General features: G+C 74.9%; 22 protein-coding genes and 1 pseudogene. 8 read left to right on the top strand and 15 right to left on the bottom strand.

The genetic code is table 11. From position 1 onward, the window contains the following. The 5 genes from ACFWOG_RS27120 to ACFWOG_RS27100 form a co-directional block, all read left to right on the top strand. On the top strand, positions 1-383 hold a 383-nt coding region (locus tag ACFWOG_RS27120), incomplete at its 5' end, for a transglycosylase family protein (protein ID WP_380361291.1). 200 nt (positions 384-583) lie between these two features. Then, positions 584-1,000 carry an SHOCT domain-containing protein gene (locus tag ACFWOG_RS27115; RefSeq protein ID WP_355405293.1) on the top strand — a complete coding sequence of 139 codons (417 nt, stop codon included), beginning with the start codon at positions 584-586 and terminating at the stop codon, positions 998-1,000. Positions 1,001-1,239: 239 nt separating this feature from the next. Beyond that, a complete protein-coding gene (locus tag ACFWOG_RS27110) occupies positions 1,240-2,778 on the top strand; it encodes a ricin-type beta-trefoil lectin domain protein (protein WP_380361290.1) in 1,539 nt (512 codons plus the stop codon). Next, a complete protein-coding gene (locus ACFWOG_RS27105) occupies positions 2,730-2,960 on the top strand; it encodes a hypothetical protein (protein WP_380361289.1) in 231 nt (76 codons plus the stop codon). The genes ACFWOG_RS27110 and ACFWOG_RS27105 overlap by 49 nt, the downstream gene beginning before the upstream one ends. A 178-nt stretch (positions 2,961-3,138) precedes the next feature. Then, a complete protein-coding gene (locus tag ACFWOG_RS27100; RefSeq protein ID WP_380361288.1) occupies positions 3,139-4,377 on the top strand; it encodes an oxygenase MpaB family protein in 1,239 nt (412 codons plus the stop codon). An 87-nt stretch (positions 4,378-4,464) separates the two neighbouring features. On the opposite strand, the gene ACFWOG_RS27095 is transcribed toward ACFWOG_RS27100, so the two are convergent. Together ACFWOG_RS27095 and ACFWOG_RS27090 are read right to left on the bottom strand one after the other, a co-directional pair. Beyond that, positions 4,465-5,655, bottom strand: a complete 1,191-nt coding sequence (locus tag ACFWOG_RS27095; protein WP_380361293.1) for an agmatine/peptidylarginine deiminase — start codon at positions 5,653-5,655, stop codon at positions 4,465-4,467. A 362-nt stretch (positions 5,656-6,017) separates the two neighbouring features. Next, the gene (locus ACFWOG_RS27090; RefSeq protein ID WP_380361292.1) at positions 6,018-6,572 is read right to left on the bottom strand and encodes a TetR/AcrR family transcriptional regulator; all 555 of its coding nucleotides are present in this window, start codon (positions 6,570-6,572) and stop codon (positions 6,018-6,020) included. Between the two features lie 170 nt (positions 6,573-6,742). On the opposite strand from ACFWOG_RS27090, the pseudogene ACFWOG_RS27085 reads away from it, so the two are divergent. Then, positions 6,743-6,985, top strand: a pseudogene (locus ACFWOG_RS27085) (serine/threonine protein kinase); the annotation flags it as partial. Between the two features lie 138 nt (positions 6,986-7,123). On the opposite strand, the gene ACFWOG_RS27080 reads toward ACFWOG_RS27085, so the two are convergent. From ACFWOG_RS27080 to ACFWOG_RS27065, 4 genes are all read right to left on the bottom strand, one after another. After that, a complete protein-coding gene (locus ACFWOG_RS27080; protein ID WP_380361287.1) occupies positions 7,124-7,609 on the bottom strand; it encodes an ATP-binding protein in 486 nt (161 codons plus the stop codon). Between the two features lie 75 nt (positions 7,610-7,684). After that, positions 7,685-8,206 carry a hypothetical protein gene (locus ACFWOG_RS27075; protein ID WP_380361286.1) on the bottom strand — a complete coding sequence of 174 codons (522 nt, stop codon included), beginning with the start codon at positions 8,204-8,206 and terminating at the stop codon, positions 7,685-7,687. 118 nt (positions 8,207-8,324) lie between these two features. Further along, positions 8,325-10,712 carry a SpoIIE family protein phosphatase gene (locus ACFWOG_RS27070; RefSeq protein ID WP_380361285.1) on the bottom strand — a complete coding sequence of 796 codons (2,388 nt, stop codon included), beginning with the start codon at positions 10,710-10,712 and terminating at the stop codon, positions 8,325-8,327. After that, entirely contained in the window at positions 10,709-11,065 is a 357-nt protein-coding gene (locus ACFWOG_RS27065) for a response regulator (RefSeq protein WP_380361284.1), read from the bottom strand. The genes ACFWOG_RS27070 and ACFWOG_RS27065 overlap by 4 nt, the downstream gene beginning before the upstream one ends. A 249-nt stretch (positions 11,066-11,314) precedes the next feature. Here ACFWOG_RS27065 and ACFWOG_RS27060 point away from each other — a divergent pair, with 249 nt between their 5' ends. Beyond that, positions 11,315-11,638 (top strand): plasmid stabilization protein, encoded by a 324-nt coding sequence (locus ACFWOG_RS27060; RefSeq protein WP_329947660.1) that lies wholly within the window; start codon positions 11,315-11,317, stop codon positions 11,636-11,638. Positions 11,639-11,706: 68 nt separating this feature from the next. Here ACFWOG_RS27060 and ACFWOG_RS27055 read toward each other — a convergent pair whose 3' ends face one another. From ACFWOG_RS27055 to ACFWOG_RS27045, 3 genes are all read right to left on the bottom strand, one after another. Then, on the bottom strand, positions 11,707-12,198 hold the full coding sequence (locus tag ACFWOG_RS27055; protein ID WP_380361283.1) for an ATP-binding protein: 492 nt from the start codon (positions 12,196-12,198) through the stop codon (positions 11,707-11,709). An 11-nt stretch (positions 12,199-12,209) separates the two neighbouring features. Further along, positions 12,210-12,647, bottom strand: a complete 438-nt coding sequence (locus ACFWOG_RS27050) for an STAS domain-containing protein (RefSeq protein WP_380361282.1) — start codon at positions 12,645-12,647, stop codon at positions 12,210-12,212. Between the two features lie 360 nt (positions 12,648-13,007). Further along, on the bottom strand, positions 13,008-14,009 hold the full coding sequence (locus ACFWOG_RS27045; protein ID WP_380361281.1) for a SigB/SigF/SigG family RNA polymerase sigma factor: 1,002 nt from the start codon (positions 14,007-14,009) through the stop codon (positions 13,008-13,010). Positions 14,010-14,338: 329 nt separating this feature from the next. Here ACFWOG_RS27045 and ACFWOG_RS27040 point away from each other — a divergent pair, with 329 nt between their 5' ends. Beyond that, positions 14,339-14,692, top strand: a complete 354-nt coding sequence (locus ACFWOG_RS27040; RefSeq protein ID WP_329879845.1) for a cupin domain-containing protein — start codon at positions 14,339-14,341, stop codon at positions 14,690-14,692. A gap of 138 nt (positions 14,693-14,830) precedes the next feature. Here ACFWOG_RS27040 and ACFWOG_RS27035 read toward each other — a convergent pair whose 3' ends face one another. The 6 genes from ACFWOG_RS27035 to ACFWOG_RS27010 all read right to left on the bottom strand — a co-directional run bounded on the left by ACFWOG_RS27035 (position 14,831) and on the right by ACFWOG_RS27010 (position 21,755). Next, a complete protein-coding gene (locus ACFWOG_RS27035) occupies positions 14,831-15,352 on the bottom strand; it encodes a hypothetical protein (protein WP_380361280.1) in 522 nt (173 codons plus the stop codon). A gap of 102 nt (positions 15,353-15,454) precedes the next feature. Continuing rightward, positions 15,455-17,158 (bottom strand): amidohydrolase, encoded by a 1,704-nt coding sequence (locus tag ACFWOG_RS27030; RefSeq protein ID WP_355405271.1) that lies wholly within the window; start codon positions 17,156-17,158, stop codon positions 15,455-15,457. A 75-nt stretch (positions 17,159-17,233) separates the two neighbouring features. Next, positions 17,234-18,190 (bottom strand): aldo/keto reductase, encoded by a 957-nt coding sequence (locus ACFWOG_RS27025; protein ID WP_329879842.1) that lies wholly within the window; start codon positions 18,188-18,190, stop codon positions 17,234-17,236. Positions 18,191-18,453: 263 nt separating this feature from the next. Further along, entirely contained in the window at positions 18,454-19,563 is a 1,110-nt protein-coding gene (locus ACFWOG_RS27020; protein ID WP_329947653.1) for a zinc-binding dehydrogenase, read from the bottom strand. 55 nt (positions 19,564-19,618) lie between these two features. Then, positions 19,619-20,491 carry a branched-chain amino acid ABC transporter permease gene (locus ACFWOG_RS27015; protein WP_329879838.1) on the bottom strand — a complete coding sequence of 291 codons (873 nt, stop codon included), beginning with the start codon at positions 20,489-20,491 and terminating at the stop codon, positions 19,619-19,621. Between the two features lie 103 nt (positions 20,492-20,594). Further along, complete coding sequence (locus tag ACFWOG_RS27010) at positions 20,595-21,755, bottom strand: ABC transporter substrate-binding protein (protein ID WP_329947651.1); 1,161 nt, start codon at positions 21,753-21,755, stop codon at positions 20,595-20,597. Between the last annotated feature and the right edge of the window lie 189 nt (positions 21,756-21,944).

The raw sequence follows: 21,944 nt of genomic DNA, 5'->3' as shown, positions 1-21,944 counted from the left end.
AGACCACCACCGCCACCACCACCGCCACCGCCACCAAGCGCCGCAACCGCATCCGCACCACCCTCATGGCCGGCGCCCTCACCGCCCTCCCCATCGCCGGACTCATCACCGCCACCACCGCCTCCGCCGCCCCCGCCGGCGTCTGGGACAAGGTCGCCGCCTGCGAAGCCACCGGCAACTGGGCCATCAACTCCGGCAACGGCTTCTACGGCGGCCTCCAGTTCACCCCCAGCACCTGGGCCGCCTTCGGCGGCACCAGCTACGCCCCCCAGGCCCACCAGGCCACCAAGGCCCAGCAGATCGCCATCGGCGAAAAGGTCCTCGCCGCCCAGGGCCCCGGCGCCTGGCCCGTCTGCTCCGTCAAGGCCGGCCTCACCAAGTAACACCCCACCCACCGGGCACCCCACCCACCGGGCCCACGACAACGCCGCTGCACCGACCACACCACCGGTCAGGTCCAGCGGCGTCGTGCATCCCCCCACACCCCCACGGATGCGCAAAACCCACACCACGCGCAGCATGAGGATGAACCCACTCATCCTTCGGGCCGGCCCAGGCCGTTCCGGGACGGGAGATCAGCGCCATGAACTTCGCGGCGAACCTGGCGGCCGACTACCCGCTGCTCAACATCTTCTGGACCATGCTCTGGTTCTTCCTGTGGATCCTCTGGTTCATGCTGCTGTTCCGGATCATCGCCGACCTCTTCCGCGACGACTCGCTGAGCGGCTGGGCCAAGGCCGGCTGGGCCGTTTTCGTCGTGCTGCTGCCCTTCCTCGGTGTCTTCGTCTACCTCATCGCCCGCGGGCGGGGCATGGGCGAGCGCGAGCTGAGCCGGGCGCAGCAGAGCGAGGAGCGGTTCCGGACGTACGTCCGCGACACCGCGGCCGGCTCGGACCAGCCGTCCACCGCGGATCAGCTGGCCAAGATCAGCGAACTCCGCGCGGCGGGCCACATCACGGACGAGGAGTTCGCGCAGGCGAAGGCCAAGATCCTGGCCTGACCGCCGCCCCGGTCCACCGCTCCGGCCCACGGCCCCGGCCGACCGGACCCGGATCCCCCGAGGGTGCGAAACCCGGGCGGACCGGCGGACCGTTCGCACTACAGTCTGATCCCGTCGGGACACACCCGTCTCTCACAGGGGGAACAGACTTGAGGCTTCATCACCATGCCGGAACGGCCGGACGCACGGGTGGACTCCCGTCCGTCCGGCCGTTCCGGCGGCGCGCGCGGGCCGTCCTCGTGACGCTCGCCCTGGTCGGCGGACTGCAGGGCGGCCTGGTCACGGCGGCGCAGGCGGACCCGGCGGCGTCGCTGTGCTCGTCGGTCAACGGGCCGTTCGGTTCGGCGGTCGTCGGCGGGGGCCGTTACCGGATCATGCCGGACGAGTGGAACTCCGCGGCCGAGGTCTGCATGACCAGCGACGGCGGCCCGAACTTCACGGTCGCCCGCAGCGACCTCAGCAGCGCCACCAACACCAAGCCCGGAGCCCCGGGAGCGTACACCCGCATCGAGTACGTGCCGCGTCCCGGTGAACTCCCCACGCCCGTGGCCACGATGGGGGACGCCCTGACCGGCTGGCGGACCACCACCGGCGTCCCGGGGCAGTACAACGCGGCCTACGACCTCTGGTACGCGGACGCGGCCGAGGCGTGCGGTCCGACGACCTCGCACGAGCTGATGATCTGGCTCGACCGGCAGGGCGGACCCGTCCCGCTGGGCACCGCCACCCAGCAGGTCGCCCTCGGCGGCCGGACGTACCAGGTCCACCAGTACCAGAACGCCGCCAACGGCAAGCAGGTCATCAGCTACCTGGCGACCAGCCCGGTCGGCTCGGTCTACGCCCTGAACCTGCGCGCGATCACCAACGACGCCGTGGTCCGGGGCTACGTGCCCGCCGACGGGAAGCTCTGCTCCGTCCAGGCGGGCTTCGAGATCTGGAACGGCGGCGCCGGACTCGCCACGAACTCCTTCTCCTACCAACCCGCCGTCGGCCTCCCGACGGGCAACGTGACGTCCGGGCTCCCCGGCAAGTGCCTCGACGCCGGGAACAACTCGGCGGGCCCCGAGACCTTCAGCATGCCCGCCGACATCTGGGACTGCGCCGCGACGCCGAACCAGACCTGGACGGTCGGCAACGACGGCACCGTCAGGGCCCTCGGCAAGTGCCTCGACGTCACCGGCGGCGGAACCGTCAACGGGACCCCGGTCCAGCTCTACCCCTGCAACGGCACCGGCGCCCAGGTGTGGAGGCAGAACGCCAAGGGCCTGCAGAACCCGCAGTCCGGTCTCTGCCTGGCCGACCCCGCCGCCTCGACCACCAACGGCACCCAGCTGATCCTCTGGACCTGCGGTGCGAGCGGACAGGACTGGCGCCACCCCTACAGCGGGCAGCCACTGTGGACCGCCTTCACCAACAAGGCGACCTCCTACTGCCTGAGCGGCGGGGTCGAGAACGCCGGCTCGGTCAGTCTCCACACGTGCGGCGCCGGCACCACCCCGCCGCAGAACTGGCAGCTGGTCAAGGACGGCACCCTGCGCGTCTCCACCGGGGCGTGCCTGGACGCGGGCAGCGCCGGCACCGCCGGCAGCCCGGTCCAGCTGGCGCCGTGTTCGGGATCGGCCACGCAGCAGTGGCTGCTGTCGCCCACCGGCTACCTGCTGAACCCCGTGTCCGGCAAGTGCCTGGACGACCCGCAGTCGACCGCCGTGCAGGGCGTCCCGCTGAACCTGTGGACCTGCAACGGCACCGCGGCCCAGGTCTGGTACTCGGCGGCCTGACCGGGCCGGGCCCGACCGGGCTTCCGGTCGGGCTTCCGGTCGGGCTTCCGTTCCGCCTCTGGCTGAGCGTCCGGTGGCTCAGCGGGTCCCTCCCTCTCGACCACGCCCGCCGGCTGCTCGGCGAGGCGGTCGACGCGGAGCTCGCGGACGCCCGGCCGGAGCGCCGCCTCGCGGTCGACTGACTTTTCGGTCACGCCGTGTGGCAACGGGCCGGCCTGTCCGGAGCTGTGCGACCGGACTGGGCCGGCGTCGACGAACGGCCGGGGCGGCCGACAGCGGTGCCCCGGGTGGTGGCATGACGGCAGCCCTCTCCGCGTGGCTGACCGGGTTTCGGGTGGCCAGCCACTATCCATGGGCCACATGGACCACTTCGTCGCCCGGCGCACCGCTCTGACCGCCGCACTCGCCGCAGGTGCGGCCGTCGGCCTGCCCGCCACTGCCACCGCCCGCACCTCCGCCCGCCCTGTGGCACCCGACCCGGCCGCCCGGCCCGGCCCCCGGCCGGCCTGGGAGCTGCCGACCGATCAGGCCGCGCAGGAGGGCGACCCCGAGGCCGACGAGATCGTCAAGGAGCTGGTGAGCGCCGGTCAGATGCAGCTGGCGAACCGGGTCTTCCACGACTGGACCCGCAACGACCAACCGGTGCCGGACGCGGCGCCGTCGGTGCTGCACGACTTCCTGACCCGCAACGCCGTCCTGACCGAGGAGGAACGGGCCGCGATCGACCTGATCAAGAACGGTGACTCGGGCAAGCTCGTCCGGGGCAATTTCGAGGCCATCACCATGACCGAGGCCTTCGGTGGGCTCTTCACCGCCCTGGCAGACCCACTGCTGGCCAAGTCGGTCTGGTACGCCAAGTTCGACCTGGTGATGGACATCGGCCGGCGCTTCTCCCGCACCATGAACACCCTCTGGGACGGCATCGACGGCGGCAACTGGGATCCGTCGGGCAACGCCGTGATCAGCCTGGTCAAGCTGCGGCTGGTGCACGCGGCGGCCCGGCAGGCGGGCCTGGCCCACGGCTGGAACGCGGCCCGGGACGGCATGCCGATCAGCCAGCGGCTGGAGGTCGAGGAGCTCATGTACGTGGGTGCCAACAACGTCCAGCTCGCGGCCAAGTTCGGCTTCCACCCCAACCCCCGGCAGATCGACGAACTGGTGCAACTGATCCGCGTCGGCGGCCGGCTGCTCGGCATCCAGGAGAAGTACAACCCGCGCACCCTCGACCAGTGCAACCAGGTCCTCGCCGATGCCGCCGCCCACCACCGGGCCCCCTCCGACGAAGGCATCAAACTGGCCCACAACATGCTGGACTGGATGGACCGGAAGATCTTCCCCGGCGCCGGCGCCGTCGGCGCCTCCATGATCCGGATGATGGACGCCCACGTCGGGGACGTCCTCGACATCAAGCCCAACCCGGCTCTGGACATCCCCGTCGCAACCCTCGGCCCCCACCTCTACCGGCCCGTGTACGAGATCCAGCAGAGGTTCCCGCTGCTCGTCCCCGTCCACGAGAAGATGTTCAAGGTCGCCTCGAAGACCGTCGCCTGGTACGCCGTCGACTTCCGCGACTACGACCTCCAGATGCCCGTCCGCTGACCGGCCGACGAAAGTGCGCCCGGTGGACGACGAGCAGCCCGCCCACCGGGCACCCGGTCGCCCTACGGCGACCGGCAGGGGAAGGGGTCAGCCCCCGTCCGGCTTGCCGGGCTGGTCGCGGGTCGAGCAGTGGATGCCGCCACCCCCGGAGGCGATCCCGTCGATCCTCACCTGGACGATGTCGCGGCCGGGGAAGTGGTCGCGCAGGATCTGCTTCGCCCGGTCGTCGGCCCTGGCGTCCCCGAAGCGCGGCATGAACAACGACTTGTTGGCCACGTAGAAGTTGATGTACGAGGAGACGAAGGCGTCACCCTTCCCGGTGATCCGGTCCGGATCGGGCTGCGGCAGGTCGATCACCCGCAGCGCCCTCCCGTGGGCGTCGGTCGCGGACTTCAGCACCTCGCGGGCCCGCGTGGCCGAGCGCGACCAGACGTCGGCGGGCGCACCGGGGAACGGCTGGTCCAGCAGCACGACCCCGGGCGCCGCGAACCGCACCAGGCAGTCCACATGGGCGTCGGTGATGTCCTGGTCGCGCACGCCCGCGAACCAGATCACCTTGGTCACGCCCAGGGCCTTCCTGAGTTCGGCCTCGATCTCGTCCCGGCTCCGGCCCGGATTGCGGCGCTGGTTGACCACCGAGCTCTCGGTGACCATCAGGGTGCCCTCCCCGTCGGTCCCGAAGGACCCGCCCTCCGCGACCAGCGGCGTGGCGACCCGTTCCAGCCCGTACCTCCCGAGGGCCGCGGCGGCAAGCGCCGAGTCGTTCGCGTGTTCCTTCTGCTGGTTGCCCCAGCCGTTGAAGTTGAAGTCGACCCCCTTCAGCGTCGATCCGTCCTCGACGAACACCGGCACGGTGTCACGGGCCCACAGGTCGTCGACGGGCAGCGGGACGACCTCGACGTCGTTGCCGCACGCGTTCTGCGCCGCGGCCACCTGCGCGGGGCGGGCGAACATCACGACCGCCTCGTAGCCGGCGACGGCGCGCGCCAGCCGCGCGATGTCCGCGCGGACCTCGGGGAGCTGGTCCTCCCAGATGCCGGTGGACGCCGGCCAGGACATGAAGGTCCGGGTGTGGCTCTCCCACTCGGCGCCGAACCGGCGACCGGGGGTCGCGCCGCCGCCGGGCGCGGGCGGCTGCGACCCGCCCGGCGCGGGCGACGCCGGCGGGGCGGGCGGCTCCGAGGGGCCCGGGGGAAGCGCCTCCTCCGGGCCCTCCGGCGACGCGCAGGCCGCCGCGCCCAGGGAGAACAGGCCGGCGCCGGCCGCGGCGCGCAGCATCGTCCGGCGGGACGGGACCGACCCGCGCGGGGCCCGCACTCCGAAGAGTCGGCCGAACAGGGATCGTCTGTCACCGTGGGTGTCGCTCATGCGGGTCTCCGAATCGAGTGTTGCCCACCAGGTGGCCGGACGCCCGCCGACAGGGGCGGTCCGTCGGCAGGCACGCGCCCGGCGCGGCCGGTGGCCTTGCACGGGGCGCCCGGGGCGGATGTCGCCCGGCGCCGCTCCCTTCACTCTCGCATTGACTAAATTTTCAGTCAACAATCGAGCACACGCCTGCGCGTCGGCCCGGGCAGCGACACCGGAGTCCGGAGACGACGAGGCCCCGGACCGTCCCGGCCCGGGGCGGAACGCCGCGCGCGTCAGCCGCGCAGCCTCTCCAGTTCGCCGTCGATCGCGCCGACCATCAGCTCGCGCGCGTGCGCCACCGGCAGGCTCCCGCTGAGCCAGCGCACGCTCAGCCCCTCCAGCAGCGCGGTCAACCGCTCCGCGGAGGCGGCGAGCGAGGCGGCCCCGTTCATCGGGTACACCCTGCCGAGCAGGTCGGTGACCTCCTGGACCCACACCAGCGTGGCCCGGGCCAGGTCCTCCCGGAGATCGGGATCGAACACGGCGCTCGCCCGCAGCTCCCCCCACGCCGTGCTGTTCTCGCGCACCTCGGGGGTGTCCTGGAGCTCCAGCAGCAGCGCCTGCCGGAGTTCGCCCCGGGCGTCGAGGGGCGGGGCGTCCGCCGCCCGCTCCGCCGTGTACCGCTCGGCGCGGTCGTTGATGAACTCCAGCGTCGCGCGGAGGATCCCCGCACGGTCCTTGAAGTGGTAGTAGATCAGCGCGGTGGACACGCCCGCCTCGGCCGCCAGCTCCTCCACGCGCAGCCCGCGGACACCGCGCCGGGCGATGACCCGCGCGGCCGCTTCCATGATCAGGGTTCGACGGTCAGCCACAAGCGGTCACCTTACTGGGAGGCCGGCTGATCGCGGACCCCGGGGCCATTCTGACTGAAACTACAGTCGGGACATGATCCGTGCGGTGCACCGCCGCCACCCGCTCGACCCGCTGGAGCCAGCATGACCGCAGAACCCTTCGGTGCCTCTGCGCGCGGCTGGGCGCGGGCGGCACGGGCCGCGTCTATCTCGCGTACACCCCCGGCGGACGCCCGGTCGCGCTCAAGGTCGTCCGGCCCGAGCTCGCCACCACCCTCGTGGCCGGCCCCTCCCTCCAGCAGGTCGTGCACCGCCACGGTCCGCTGCCCGAACGCACCGTCCTACTGCTCCTGGCCGGGGTCGCCGAGGCGCAGGCGATCCACGCCGCCGGTGTCGTCCACCGCGACCTCACCGGAGCTTCTGCGTCCGGGCGGCCGGCGGCCGGGAGTCCGCCGTCGTCCGCCCACTCGCGACCGGCCCGGACAGCGGCCCGGTCACCGTCAGCGTCACGTTCTACCGCCGCTCCACCTGGGCACCGGCGCGGGGCGTCACGGCTCCGGCAGCCGGAACTCGAACCACACCACCTTGCCCCGGCCCTGCGGGTACCAGCCCCAGCACAGGGCGAGCCGGTCCACCAGGAAGAGGCCGAGGCCGCCGACGTCGTCCGGACCGTGCGTCGTGCGGAGCCTCGGCGGGCGCGGACTGCCGTCGGACACCTCCGCGCGCAGCCGTCCCGGCCCCTGGACGAGCAGCAGGTCGTGCGGGGTCCCGGCGTGCCGGCAGGCGTTGGAGACCACCTCGGAGACCAGCAGCACGGCGTCCCCGACCACGACCGGGTCGGCTCTGCCCGCCAGCCGGTACGCCGTGAAGTCCCTCGCCGCGGAGACCACGCCGGGGTGCGCCGACAGCGGCAGCCGGCCGGCCTCCCACGGGGGGCCGGTGCCGGGGTCGGCCGTGCTCGACGCAGGGGTGCCGGGTTCGGCGGTGCCGAGCCCGGCCGTGCCGGGCCCGTCGTACAGCCGGCTGCAGGTCATCAGAGTCGATCCCTCCTGGTTCGTCGTCCTCTCCGGGGCACCGTCGGCGCTCGGCCGGCGCCCCGGACTCGTGTGTCAGCGTCCGGGGAAGCGGCGGAGTCCGCCGCCGGGCGAGGCCTCCTCGCCCGGTGCCGCGGCGGCGCGGCCGCCCGCCCCGTCGACGGACGGCGAGCGCGGTGCGTCCCCACGGGCGGGCGGCTCGCCCCTGACGTCCCGGCCGTCCGGGACGTCCCGGACGGCCGGGTCCGCACCGACGCCGGAGTCCGCACGGATCGCGGAGTCCTCACGGCCCGCAGGCTCCTCGCGGACGGGCGGCCGGTCCTGACGGACGTCCTCGGCCGGGTGCTTCCCGGACCGGGCGGCGTGTCGGGCGCCACGACGCCGACGGAAGACCCGGGCCGTGGCGAGCGCCAGACCGAGACAGAACAGCAGGGCGAGCGCCAGACCGGCCAGGAAGATCCCCAGGGCGTCGAGCGTCACCAGGTCCTGCCCCAGAATCGTGACCTGGTACTCCGGCCCGCCGGACAGGTTGTCCGCGATCAGCAGGCCCGTGAAGGCCCCGGTCGCGACGATCAGCAGAAGTCCGAACAGCAGCATGGCGATGTCCTCCGGTCCCGTTCACCCCGGCTCCACCCCGTCGACCCGCGCCTACCCTCCCCGCCCCGGGGCTAACGCGCGAGAACGGCCGGCCCCTCCACGGGGGGCCGGCCTCGCGCTACTCGATCCGGACGGCGACGAGGCAGGTGTCGTCGTCGGTGTCGGCCGGGCTGAGCTCCAACAGGCGGTCCAGATACCGCTCCAGGTCGTGGCCGGGCTGGCCGGCCGCCCGGATCAGCTGGTCGACGGACTCCTCCGTCGGGTGGCCCCGGCGCTCGACGAGGCCGTCGGTGTAGAGCAGCAGGACGTCGCCGGCGACCGGTTGGACGGTCCGCTCCTCGTACACGGCCTCCTCCAGGGCGCCGAGCAGCACCCCGTGCGGCAGCGGCAGCACCTCGGCCCCGGACGGACCCAGCAGGATCGGCGGCAGGTGCCCGGCCCGGGCCCAGCGCACCTCGCCACCGGCCGGGTCGAACAGCACGCAGGCGGCCGTGGCCGTGACCTGTCCCGGTTCGCGCAGGGCGACGGTGTTGGCCCACTCCAGCAGCCGGCCCGGCCCGGCACCCGTGACGGCGAGGCCGCGCAGCGCGTGCCGGAGCGCGACCATGCCGGTGGCCGCGCCGACGCCGTGCCCCGCGACGTCGCCGACGGCCAGCAGCACCCGCTTGCCGGGGAGCACCAGCACGTCGTACCAGTCGCCGCCGACCCGTTCCCGCTTGGCGGCGGGCCGGTAGCGGACGGCGGCCCGCAGGCCCGTGGTGTCGAGCGGCGGCGGCGCGGAGGGCAGGATCGCCTGCTGGAGGCTGAGGGCCAACTGCTCGCTCTCGACCGTCTCCTGCTCGCTGTCGGCGAGCCGCTGCCGGGTGGCGCCCAGCGCGATCTCCGTCCGGTGCTGCGCCGACACGTCGAGGTACGCCCCGCGGACGGCGTCCAGTCGGCCGTCCTCGTCCAGGACCGGCTCGACGACGACCCTGGTGTAGTGCTCGGTGCCGTCGGGGTGGCGCAGCCGGAACACGGCGGAGGAGGTGCGGTGGCGGCGCTCGACGGCGTCCACGAGCCTCCGGACGGCGGGCTCGTCGTCGGGGTGGACGTGCCCGGCCAGGTCGGCCAGCGGAACGGCGGGGGCCTGCGGCGACCGCCCGTACAGCTCGGCCAGGCCTTCGCCCCAGAGGATCCGGCCGGTCCCCGGGTGCTCCTGGAAGCCGGCGACCCGGGCGAGCCGCTGGGCCTGGTGCTGCATGGCGGCCTGGTCGGACTCGCCGGGCCGGTCGGCCGCGGGCTGCCAGGTGACCAGCAGGCGGCGGCCGAACGGCGCGACGGCGAGCCGGACGGTGACGGGCACGTCCGTCCCGCCGCTCCGGAAGACCACGTGGAGACGCTCGCCGGACCGGGGTTCGCCGCTCGCGTGGGCGCGCAGCAGCGGTTCGAGCAGGCCGGTGGCGCAGGCGACCGGGTAGACCTCCAGCAGGGAGGCGCCGTCCAGCCCGCTGCGGGGGCGGCCGAGCGGGTCGCGGAACGGCGGGCTGGTGCGGAGGATGGTGAAGTCGACCACCCGGCCGTCCCTGAGGACGGGTTCGAGCAGCAGGGCGGGCGTGAGCAGACCGTCGAGCACGTCGGCCTGCCGGTCCGGTTCGGCCGGGGCGCCCGGATCGCCGAGCAGGGTGCTGCAGAGGTCGGCGAGGGCGCGGAGCCGGCGGTGCTGCGGCGGGGTGAGAACGGGTGCGGGGCCGGGCCAGAGCACTTCGAGCGCTCCCCGCCGCCGACCGTCGTCGACAAGGGGGAGGACGAGCCGCGGCGCGTCGACACCACCGACCGACGGCACGGCCGGGACGGGGCCCGTGGTACCCGCGGTCCCGTCGTCGGGCCAGCACTCGACGCCCTCCGAGACGGCCCGCTGGGCCGGGGTGGCGACCGTCGGCGGGACGCGGCTCCAGGCTCCGGCCTCGTCCGCGCGGAGCCCGGCCTGGGCCACGAGTGCGAGGGCCCCGCCGGGCAACCGCTGCCAGACCACGACGGCGTGGGCGCCGAGCGGTCCGGCGATCTGCCGGAACAGGGCGTCGACGGCGGCCGGCAGGTCGGGTGCGGCGGCGATCGCCCGGGCGGCGACCGATGCGGCGGCCGGCTCGGCGGCCCGCTCGGCAGCGGGGTTCCGGGCGGGCTGCGCCGACGGCCCGGACGGCCCGGACGGCGTCGGCAGCTCCTCCCGGTCCTCCTGCCGCCCGACGATGTCGGCCGCCAGCGTGGCGACCGGTACCCCCGCCGTGCGGGCGAGCCCGGCAAGGCGGACGGCCGCCTCGCCGGGCGGCACGGCCAGCCGTTCGGCGAGCATGCCGGTGGCCAGGTCGACGAGGGTCCGGGGCCCCTCCTCCGCGCGCGCCCGGGCCGCGTCGTCCTGGAGCCGCCGGACGGCGGCGGCCAGCAGCCGGGCGCTGCCGGACGCGGAGTCGCCCTCGCCGGCCCCGGCCCCGCCGTGCCGTCGGTCGCCGTGCCGGGGGTCGCCGGTCATGGCGCGTCCGGCCGGTGCCGCATCCGGGCCGGCAGGTGGTCGGTGTCCACCGGCTCGGTGACGTGGTCGTCGGCCCCGGCCGCGCGGCTCCTGTCCCGGTCCCCGGGCATCGCCCTTGCGGTGACGGCGACGACCGGCGGGCGGGCGAAGCGCTCCCCGGCGCGGACGGCGGCGTAGCCGTCGAGGCCGGGCATCATCACGTCCATCAGGACGGGACCGGTCTCGGGGTCGGCGCGCCGCAGGTCGGGACCGGCGCCGCCGGCGGCGTGCAGCACGGTCGGGCCGCGCGGCCCCTGTTCGGCCGGGGTGTTCCGGCCCGCCGGCACCGCTCCCGGCGCCGCCCGTTCGTCCATCCGTCCACCGCCCGGATCGGCTGCGCGGCCGGAGCCCCGCGGGCAGCCCGGCCGGTGGAGGCGGCGGCACCGCCTCACCTCCCACTCTGCCACCGACCGGCGCGGCGTGGCGGGCGGGCCGGGCGTGCGTCCGGCGGTCGGGCGAAGGGCCGACGGTCGGGCGAAGGCCCGCGGCCCGGGCGGGTTCGCCCGCGGCCACCCGGGTAGACGCGCCCGGACAGGGACACGACCGTGGGAGGAGAGGCCGCCATGCCCCGAGGATCCAGCCCCAAGCGGGAGCGCCAGTACGAGCACATCAAGGACAGCGTCCTCGACCGGGGCGAGAGCGAGGACCGGGCGAAGGAGATCGCCGCCCGCACGGTCAACAAGGAACGCGCCCGGCACGGCGAGTCGAAGACCGCGAGCCTCAGCTCGACCCAGGACGTCTCCTCCGGGCACCGGGGCGGGAAGCGTTCGCACACGGGTGCCGCCGGGCCCACCTACGACCAGCTGTACAACGAGGCCAGACAGCGCGGCATCAAGGGCCGTTCGACGATGAACAAGGGCGAGCTGGCCCGAGCCCTCGGGCACTGACCGGCCGGCCCCGCCGCCGGTACGGTCGCCCGGACCGGGCTCCCCGCCCGCCGCGGTGCCCGTACCGGTCAGCTCGCCCGGCCGTCGAGGCCCCGGAGGCGGTGGAGCGGGGACGGCACCTCCAGCCAGACCTGCTTGCCCCCGCCCTCCGGCCGGGAGCCCCAGACCCGGGCGAGCCGGTCCACCACCCGCAGCCCGTGCCCGCCCGGCCGGCCCGGATCGGCGTGCGGGCGCAGCCTCGGCGGCACCGGGCTGCCGTCGCTGACCTCGACCCGGAGCCTGACGCTGTCCCAGCGGAGCCGGAGTTCGCGGGGGCCGCCCGGGGCGTACAGGCAGGCGTTGGTGACGAGTTCCGACACCATGAGCAGCACGTCCTGCGCGACGGCGAGCCGTTCCTCGTCGGGCTGCCGCTCGTCCCCGTCGTCCGGCAGCCACCGCCAGTCGAGCAGCGCCCGCCGGCTGAAGTCCCGGCAGCGCTGGACCGCACCGTCACTGCCGCGCAGGGCCAGCCGCCGGAGCTCGTCCCGGCGGGACGGCGGGCCCACTCCGGGAACGGTCATCACGGCGCCCCTCAGCCGTGACCGGAGGGCCGGTCCGGTGTCTGCGGGTCCGGCGGCTCCCCGGCGCCCATCGCGGCGTCGAGCCCGGGGTGGATCCGCAGCACGGAGTTCACCCCGGTGATCTCGAACAGCCGGGCGACGACCCCGCGCGGCCCGGCGAGTTCCAGCCGCAGCCCGGCCCGCTCCGCCTCCGGGCGGGCCCGCAGGAGGGTGTTCAGTCCGGTGGAGTCGCAGAAGCGCAGGTCGGTGAGGTCGACCACGATCCGGGTGAGGCCGCCCTCCGGTGGCGCGGCGAGCGCCGTCCGCAGACCGTCCGCCGAGGTGTGGTCCAGCTCCCCCGCCAGGGCGACGATCAGCACGGACCCCTCACGGCGCGCCGCGACCATCAGCACCCCCGGCTCCAGCGCGTCGTCCGCCGGCCCGCGCCCTTCCCCGGCAGGCAGCTGCATGATCGGCTCCCGGTCCGTTCGGGACGGCACGGTGCCGTCCCGACCATGATGCCGCGCGGGAGGCGGGGCCGCGCGGACGGCGCGGAGCGGCCGGACCGGCACGGTACCGCTCCGGACCGGCGAAGCCCGGACCGATGCGTTCATGCCCGGCGTCTGCCCACGCCCGGCCCGGCTACACGCGGACTCCCCCGCCCAGGACGGCGAGGCGGTGCGCAGGGCGAACACCTCGGCGGTGTTGGCGAGTTCGGGCATGCGCGCGACGCGCGGCCGGGGCCGGGGCCGGGCGCGTTCGACCGGGCTGCCGTCGGCGGTGGCCCGGACACCGGGCACGGCCGGGGCGCCGGCCCGGCACGGCCCCCGTCAGCCCGTTCCGGCGGGGTCCTCCGTCCAGCCCGGGGCGTCGCGGTCCTCCAGTTGCTCGCGCAGGCGGGTGAGGGTGGCGGAGAGCAGCCGGGAGACGTGCATCTGGGAGACGCCGACCCGTTCGGCGATCTCGGACTGGGTCCGGTCGTCCCAGAACCGCAGCTTGAGCACGGTCCGCTCGCGTTCCGGCAGCCGGCCGAGGAGGGGCCGGACGGCGGTGCGGAAGTCGGCGAGTTCGATGCCGGGGTCGCAGGAGCCGAGCCGGTCGAGCATGGCGCTGCCGGTCTCGTCGGTGTCGTTGTCCCGCAGCGCGTCCAGCGAGTCGGGTCGGTAGACCCGGCCGGCGACCAGCCCCTCGATCACCTCGTCGACGGTGAGGTGGAGGTACTCGGCGAGCTCCGCGGGCTGCGGCAGACGGCCCAGCCGCTGTTCGAGCCGGTCGGAGCCGCGCACGACGCTCAGGTACAGCTCCTGCATCCGCCGGGGGACGCGCACCGGCCAGGAGGTGTCGCGGAAGAACCGCTTGATCTCGCCGGCGATGGTGGGGATGGCATAGGTGACGAACTCGACGCCGCGCTGCGGGTCGAAGCCGTCCACGGCCTTGATCAGGCCGACGGTGCCGACCTGGAGGATGTCGTCCATCTCCTCCGGGCGGTGACGGAAGCGGCCCGCGATGAAACGCACCAGCGGCATGTTGAGCTCGATGACGGTGCCGCGGACGTAGCTGTAGGCGTGGCTCTCGCGGGCCAGCCCGGTGAGGCGCTCGAAGAGGGCGTCGCTCAGCTCGCGGGCCTCGGTCTTGCCCATCGCGCGCAGTTCCTGCTCGGTGGGGCGCGGCGGCAGTTCGGACACCGGCGGATCGGACGGGGCCTGCGGGGTCGGGCTCCCCGGACCGGTGGTCGGACCGGCTGCGGGGTGGTGGGCCGGACGGGGCGGCGCGGCGGTCGGCAGCACGCCGGGAAGGGTGGTGGGCACAACTGGCTCCAGGGCAGCGGGCATCCCTCGGACCGCGCGGGAGGCGGATCGCGCCCGCGCGCCGCGGGTTGTCTTCCCGAGGGCCACTGCCCGGCTTCTTCAAGCGACGGTCCCGGTGGCACCCCGACGGGGTGCCGGAGCGGGGTGCGGACTTCCGCGACCGCTCCGTCTTCGGTGATACCCACCCTTCGGACGATTGATGCCGATCTGACCCGTTTTGCCGGAGGCGGGTCGGACGCGAGGACCGGCCGGCGGCACCGAGGGGAGGCCGGTTGGCGACCTGTCAGGCACGCCGCCGAAGAGCGGACAGGTTGCGAGGTCCGCCGCCCGGCTCCGCCGGATAGCGTCGGGGCATGATCCACAGCTTCGCCCTGCACGTGGCCGACGTCGACCTCCTCCCCGACCCGCTGGACCCGGACCAGATCGTCTCCGGTGACCCGCAGGTCACCGGCCGGGTGCTCTGGGAGTCCCCCGACGGCCGGCGGCTGCGCGGCGTCTGGCAGATCACCCCCGGGGTGGTCACCGACACCGAGGCCGACGAGCTGTTCGTCGTGGTCAGCGGCCGGGCCACCGTCGAGGTCGAGAACGGGCCCACCCTGGAGGTCGGGCCCGGCGACGTGGCCGTCCTGCGGGAGGGCGACCGGACCACCTGGACGGTGCACGAGACGCTCCGCAAGGTCTACGCGATCGACCTCGGCGCCGTCTGACCGGCCACGGCCGGTCACCCCGGGCCGACGCGCGGGCAGCTCCCCGGACCGCACGGGCCACGCGCCGGACCGCACGGGCGCGTACGGGCTCGGTGCAGGGTGCGTACGGGTGCGTTCGGTGCGTGCGGCCCTCGCCGCTCAGTGGCCGAGGGCCGCCTTCGCCGCCACCAGGACCAGCCCGAGAACCAGGTTGATCACGCCCTCGACCACCACCTCCGTGCGGGTGGCCCCGGCCTGCGCGGCCCCGACGCAGGCCCAGCCGACCTGCTGCGCCACCGCGATCCCCAGCGCGAGCCACGCCGCGCCGCTCAGCCCCAGCCCTAGGAGGGGGCTCACGGCGACGGCCGCCGCGGGCAGCAGGGCGGCCTCCACGATGGGCCACTCGTGCCGCCCCACCCGCCGGACCTCGGCCCAGCCGGGCCGCCGGCCGACCCGGCGTTCGCCGGCGAGGTTCGCGTAGACGTGGGCGGCCCAGAAGACCAGGCCGGTCACGAGGAGCAGCACGACGGCCTGGACGCGCGGGAAGTCGCCGACCACACTCGCCGAGGCGATCACGGAGGCGGCGAGGAGTGACCCGTAGAGGGCCCCGGCGTAGTCGGTCCGCACCGGCGGCCCGCCGGCCGGGTCGGGTCTGTGCGGCCACGGGAGTAGGCGGTTCACACGCACCACCCTAGGGATCCGGGCCGCGCTCGGCCCGGTCCCACGCGGCGGCGCGCCGCCCGTGGGGGAGGCGCCCGGAGTCCCTCCCCCACGGGCGGACGCTCAGTGGGCGCCGTGGACCAGCCGGCCGTCGAAGTAGGTGAGGTCGACCGGCAGCCCCGGCAGGTCGTGCGGGGAGGTGTCGGCGAGGCGCCCGCCGAGCACGCACAGGTCGGCGACCTTGCCGACCTCGACGGTGCCCTTCCAGCGCTCGGCGAAGTCCTGGACGGCGGGTTCGGCGGTGTAGGCGCGGACGGCCTCGCGCAGGCCGACCCGCTCCCCCGGGCCGCTCGCCCGGCCGGTCGCCTTGGACTCCCGCAGCAGCATCGAGGCGACGCCCTGCCGCCAGTCCGGTTCGGTGATCGGTGCGTCGGAGCTGGCGCAGACCCGGACGCCCGCCGTGAGGGCGGACCGCACCGGCCACATCCGCCCGGACCGTTCCTCGCCGACCACCTCGTCCATCAGGTCGGAGATGGTCCACTTGATCGCCGGGTTCATGTTGACGCCGTAGCCGTGCGCGGCCAGCACGGCCAGGCTGTGCGGGGTCGCGAAGTCGCCGTGGATCAGGTAGTGCCGGGCGTCGGGTCGCGGGTGGGCGAGCTGGGCGGCAGCGAAGGCGTCGACGACCGTGTCGATCGCCCGGTCCCCGGTGACGTGCACGCCGATCTGGTGGCCGGCCGCGTGGACGGCGTCGATCATGGCGGTGAGTTCGGCGGCCTGCAGCGCCGGTGCGGCGCCGTGGACGCAGAGCGCGCCGTGGCCGCCCCCGGGGTAGGCCTCGTGCATCCAGGCGGTGCGGTTCGGCGGCACCCCGTCCGCGAACAGCTTGACGCCGAGGACGGCGAGCCGGCGCGGGTCGATGCCGTCCAGCGGCACGCCGGCCAGCTCGGCGAGGCCGGCCCGCAGGTCCCGGACGCCGCCGCCCATCGGGGAGGGCAGCAGCAGGACGCCCACCCGGGCGTCCAGTTCGCCGGCCCGGGCGAGGTCCAGGTAGGTGTGGAGCGCGCCGGTGCCCATCGCGCCGGACATGATGCCCTCGCCGCCGGGGCCGAGGCCGGGTTCGGTGTAGCTGGTGGTGCCGAGGGCGTGCAGGGCGCGGACGGCTCCGGTGATCGCCGCGCGGCGGCGGCGCTCGTCGGCCCGGGGGATGTGCGCGTGGACGGCGCGCTGCGCGGCCTCCCGCAGGATGCCGGTGGGGTGGCCGGTCGGGTCCGTGTCGATCGTGCCGCCCGGCGGGGGCCGGGTGCCGCGGTCGATGCCGGCGGCACGCAGGGCCGCCGAGTTGACCCAGGCCATGTGGTCGGAGAAGTCGGTCAGGCAGACCGGGTTGTCCGGGGCCGCGGCGTCGAGGTCGGCACGGTCGGGCAGGTCCCGGCTGCCGTCGCGGCACTCGGCGAGGTAGCCGACGTCCCAGCCGCGGCCGACGATCCACTCGCCGGGGGCGGTGGCGCGGGCCGCGGCGGCGACGGCCGCGACGATGTCGGCGATCGAGCGGACGGCGGGGAAGTTGAGGTCGAGGGCGAGGGGCGGACGGTTGAGGCCCCAGGCGTGGCCGTGCAGGTGGGAGTCGTTGATGCCGGGCAGGACGGTGCGTCCGCGCAGGTCGACGACCCGGGTGGCGGGTCCGGCGTGGGCGAGGACGGCGGCGGTGCTGCCGACGGCGGTGATCAGGCCGTCACGGACGGCCAGGGCCTGGGCGGTGGTGAAGTCCGCGTCGGCGGTCAGTACGTCGCCGTCGACGAGGACGAGGTCGGCGGGCCGGTCCACGGTCTCTCCTGGGGGCGGGCCCGGGGTCGGGCCGGTTCGGGGAACGCCGGTCGGGGCGGGGCGGGCCACGGGGTGTCAGGGCCCCTCGGGGTCGACGGCGTCGCGGTCCGCCCAGTACGGGGCGACCAGCTCGCGCAGCCGGTCGGCGCCGACCCGGTCGAGCAGGTCGAGGGCGCCGACGTTCTCGGTCAGCTGCCGCATCCGGCTGGCGCCGAACAGCACGGTGGCGGTGGCGGGGTGGGTGAGGGTGAAGGCGACGCAGAGCTGGGCGGGGGTGGCGCCGAGCTCGGCGGCGACGGCGGCCAGGCCCGGGGCGGCCCCGGTGATCCGGTCGCGGATCCCGCCCGGGTCGCGGCCGATCTCGCGCGACGGGCTGGTCCGGCCGGCGAGGATGCCGCCCTCCAGGACGTCGGAGGCCTGCATCGTCAGGCCCTCGGCGAAGAGCGCGGCGAACGGCTCGCCGTCCGGGATGGCGCGGCGGCAGGGGCTGTACTTGAGCTGGGCGAGCTGCGGGCCGGGCGAGCCGGCGGCCCGGGCGTGGTCGCGGACGGTGCGGATCGCGGTGGCGGACCAGTTGTTGACGCCCCAGCAGCCGATCAGACCCTCCGCCTCCAGGACGGCGAGTTCCTCGGCGATGCCGCGCAGGTCGAGGTCGTCGCGGCGGATGTCGCCGAGGACCGCGACGTCGGCGTGCTCGGCACCGGCCCGGAACAGCGCGTTGGCCAGCTGGTCGCGCAGCGACTGCGCGGGGTAGGGCTCCAGCCACAGCTTCACCGACAGCAGGTACTCCTCGCGGGCGAGGCCGGCCGCCCGGACGATCGCGGAGAACAGCACGTCGGTGAAGACCGGCGGATGGCCGGGCAGGCCGTAGACGGCCACGTCGAAGAGGTTGACGCCGAGGTCCACGGCGTGGCGGACCATGGCGACGGCGTCGCCGAAGTCCATCCGGTCGTAGGTGTGCCAGGAGCCGAGGGAGAGGGCGGACACCTCGGGGCCGGCGGTGCCGAGCCTGCGGCGGGGGACGATGGGCATGGCGGTCCTCGTGGGTTTCGGGAGCGGTCGGCGGGCGTACGGCGGGTGCGGTGGCCGGCCGGAGTACGGCCGGCGGGCACCCGGCGCCCCGGGCTGGGACACACGGAGGGTGGGGTCCCGGGGTGCCGGGCGGCGAGGGGGCCGGGCGGCGGGGCGCCGGTGGTGCGGCGGTCCGCGCGGCGGGTCCGCCCGGACGGGCGGACGGGGGTGGACGGGGCGGTCGTCCCGGCCGTGGTGCGGCCGGGCGGGGACCGGACGGCGGGTCAGGGCAGCCAGGGGTGGACGACGGCCTTGGTCTGCTCCAGCCTGGCCATCGCCTCGATGGCCGCGGAGGCGCCGCTCAGGCCGACCGGGGCGCTGAACAGCGCGTCCCAGTCGAACCGGGAGCGGAAGTCGCGCAGGAACCCGATGGCCCGGTGGTAGTCGCCGACATCGCCGTTGAGCGAGCCGAGCACGGTCAGCTCCTTGCCCATGACGGTGCCCAGCGGCAGCTCCTGCGGAGCCGGACCGGTCGATCCGACGATCACGAACCGGCCGCCCCAGGCGGCGAGGTCGACGGCCTCGGCGCCGACGCCGGGGGCACCGGCGAGGTCGATCACCAGGTCGGCGCCGCGCCCGCCGGTCGCGGCGAGCACCGCCTCGCGACGGGCCTCGGGGCCGTCGGCCAGACCGAGGGTCAGATCGGCGCCGAACTCCTCGGCGAGTGCGAGCCGGCTGTCCGGGGCGCCGATGGTGATCACCGGTCCGGCGCCGCCGGCCTTGGCCACGGCGGTGGCCACGATGCCGAGCGCGCCGGCGCCCTGGATCACCACCGAGGAGCCGGGCCGGGTGCCGCCCGCCCGGTCGAAGGCGTGCAGCACCGTCTTGACGGCGCAGCCGGCCGCGGCGGCCCAGGTGGACTCGACCTCGTCGGGCAGCAGGTACTTCTGCGCCTGCGGGACGACGTAGTTGTACTCGGCGAGCCCGGCGGTGGCGTACGGGTACCGGTCGGCACGCTGGCGGAAGCCGTAGCCGCGGTCCTCGCAGGCCACCGGGGTGCGCAGCACGGTGCAGCCGTGGCAGTACCCGCAGGTGGACTCCGACCAGCCGATCCGCCGGCCGACCCCGACCGGGCGGCCCAGCGCGTCGACGGTGCCCTCGCCGACGGCGACGACGGTGCCGACCATCTCGTGGCCGAGGACCAGGGGCAGCATGCCGGGCATCGACATCGCCCCGCTCCACAGGTGGACGTCGGTCGCGCAGAGGGTGGCGCAGTCGATCCGCACGAGGGCGGCGCCCGGTTCGATCCGCTCGGGCAGCGGGAGTTCCTCGATCTCCAGCGGCTTGCCGTGGGTGCGCAGCACGGCGGCCCTGGTGCTGGTCACTCGGGTCATGGTCGGTCTCTCCTTCGTTCCCCCGGTCCGGGGTCCGGGCTGCTGCCCGGACCGGTCATCGGCTGTGCGCGGTGTCCCAGACCTCGTTGCGGCTGCGCCACCAGAGCAGCACCACGATCACCAGGAAGGGCACCACGCCCTGGTACTTCTGGATCGCCTCGACGGAGGCGGAGAAGCCCTCCAGGCAGCCCAGTACGAGGCCGCCGAGAAGGGTGAGCGGCAGGCTGCGGAAGGCGCCGAGCATGGCGACCGCCAGCGCGGTGTTGATGAGCTTGCCGAGGGTGGAGAAGTCCCCGCCGAGGCGCGGTGCGGCGAGCACCACGACCAGCGTGGTGACGGCGCCGATCGCGGCCCAGACGGCGACGGCGAGGCGGGCCACCGGGATGCCGACCACCTCCGCGGTGGCGGGCCGCTCGGAGAGCGCCTGGAGGCGCAGGCCGAGCCGGGTACGGCCGAGCAGCAGGCCGACGCCGACGGTGATGACCGCGGCGAAGGCGATGGTGACCAGCACCGACTGCGGGATCACGACGCCGCCGAGGGTGAGCACGGGCTTCTCGAAGGGGCTGGGGAAGCTGTGCGCGCCGGTGGTGGTGGAGCCGAACAGCCGCAGGCCGACGGCCATCACGGCGACGTAGACGGCGACGGTGACGGCCGCCTTGGTGTTCTGCGAGTGATCGGCGAACCAGCGCACCAGGACGGTACCGAGCAGGGCGGACAGCGCCGCCCCGGCCAGCACGCCGACCGGCAGGGCGAGCCAGGGGCTCACTCCCCCGTCGGTCAGGCCGACCATGACGAAGGCGCCGATCGCGCCGACGGCGGCCATCGCGAAGTTGACCGTGGCGACGAGCCGGTAGGTCAGCACGACGCACAGGCCGAGGAGGGCGTAGACGCCGCCACCGGTCAGGCCCGCGAGCGTGGAGTTGAGCATGGGACACCTCCTGGGGTCCTGGGGTCCGGTCGTGCACCGGGGCGCGGCGCACGGTCCGGGGTGGGGGGACGGCGGGCTGCGGCCGGGTCAGGGCCGGCCGGGGTCACTTCTTGCCGGGGACGACGAAGCCCTCGGGGAGCACCTGCCAGCTGCCGTTGACGGCCTGGACGAAGCGGCTGCCCTGGACGGGGTTGTGGGTGTCGCCCTCGCCGAAGACCCAGGGGGTGCCGACCATCGGGTAGTCGATCGGCTTCATGGACTTGAAGGCCTTGGTGACGGACTCGCGGGTGATCGGCCCGGAGATGCCCTTGAGGACCTGGACGAAGACGTCGGCGGCCATCACGCCGCCCTGGCTGAAGGCGGTCTTCTGGATCTTGTTCTTGTCGACCAGCTGGGACCAGCGCTCGTTGCCCGGCAGGGTGGTGTCGGTGTAGGGCTGCCACTCGGTGCCGGCGTAGACCTTGAGGCCGGCCGGGATCGCCTGCGCGTTGGCGTCGGTGTAGGTGTTGGCGCCGACGATGAAGTCGACGTCGTCCATGCCCTGGGTCCTGGCCTGGGCGAAGTAGGGGCCGACGATGCCGTTGTAGAGGACGGCCTGGCAGCCGGCGCCCTTGTCGGCGACGAGGTACTTGGTCGGGTCGCCCTCGGCGATGGCGAGCTCCTTGTGGGCGAGCTGCTTGCCGGTGAGCTCGGTCCACTTCTTGATCGCGTCCTCGATGCCGCCGCCGCTGCCGGGCAGCACGGTGTAGTCGAGGCAGACCTTGTCCCGCTTGAGCACCTCGGAGGCGTAGTAGAGGTTGGCGGTCAGCAGGTTGAACGGACCGGGGTTGACCGGCGCGATGTTGGGGCTGGTGAAGCAGGCGGGGTCGACGCCGACGGCGGGGATCGAGACGACCTGGGCCTTGCTGTAGGCCGCGCGGTTGAGGCCGCAGTCGACGGCGCTGGAGGAGCCGACCAGGGCGACGACGTTCTTGGACTTGACGAGGTCGACGGCGGCCTCGGTGGCGCGCTGCGGGTTCATCGCGTCGTCCATGCTGAGCAGTTCCAGCTTGCGGCCGTTGATGCCGCCGGCGGCGTTGACCTCGTCGAAGACGGCCTTGACCGCCTGCGGGACCTCGGGGGTCTGGAAGAGTCCGGTGATCCCGTTGATCGCACCGACCTTGATCGGGCCGGTGTCCGAGCCGGATCCGCTGTCACAGGCGGTGGCGCCGAGGGCCAGTGCGGTGGCGGCGGCGAGGGCGGCGGTCAGCCGTGCATGCTTCATTGGTGCACTCATTTCCGTCTGTGGGGGCGCGCCGGAACGGGGTTGCGCGGTTCCGCACGAGGGTGGGGGTGGGTGTCGCGGGGGGGGTGCGGGGGTGGTACGGGCCGGGCCGGTGGAGCGGCGGGCGGCGGGCGGCGGGCGGCGGGCGGCGGGCGGCGGGCGGCGGGCGGCGGGCGGCGGGCGGCGGTC

Origin of the sequence: Kitasatospora sp. NPDC058406, from assembly GCF_042722765.1 — a bacterium.
Classification (GTDB): domain Bacteria; phylum Actinomycetota; class Actinomycetes; order Streptomycetales; family Streptomycetaceae; genus Kitasatospora.
Note: the sequence above shows the minus strand (reverse complement) of the source record. Positions and strands in the feature narration are given on the sequence as shown.